We start from the raw sequence: 523 nt of genomic DNA on the forward strand, positions 1-523 counted from the left end.
ACGGAAATAATTTGGCCGCCTTCAATGAGGGTTAAATACGCCGGCATAAATTGTTTTAGCTCGGCAAAGAATGCTTCTTGATAACGCTGAGAAACATGCTCGATAACTTGGCTCCAAAGCGGATGCATTGGATAAACGATGTCTAAAGTAAAGCCATCTGCAGAAGTTTGTGCATGGTGTTTCATGAGCGCTTCCTTTGTTTGAGTAGTTATCAACAAAATAAAACGCGAAACTAAAGAAATTCTTAAGGAATGAAATTTTGATAAATTATTTAACGACAGGAAGGCTTAAATGGCAGTGCCTTTTGGGGTTTTGTGCTGGTATGCAATTGATATTAATACGATGTTTTCTTAAGTAATCTAAATAAAAAAGCCAGTCTAAACAATCGACTGGCTTTTCATTTTCTCACTGAGGAACCAAAGATACGCTAAAGCTTTAGCGGTTTCTTAAGATTTTTGGGCGTTACATTGCCGCTTTCTTCGCTTCTTCAATCCAACCATCAAAGGTTGTTTGGTTGGCTTTA

Annotated in this window: 1 protein-coding gene; it reads right to left on the bottom strand. The window is 37.9% G+C overall.

What is annotated here, in order from left to right; all coding sequences use genetic code 11:
• On the bottom strand, nt 1-185 hold a 185-nt coding region (locus R8O11_RS31150; protein WP_318195382.1), incomplete at its 3' end, for a thermostable hemolysin.
• Between the last annotated feature and the right edge of the window lie 338 nt (nt 186-523).

It is taken from the genome of Vibrio sp. 1288 (assembly GCF_033344475.1).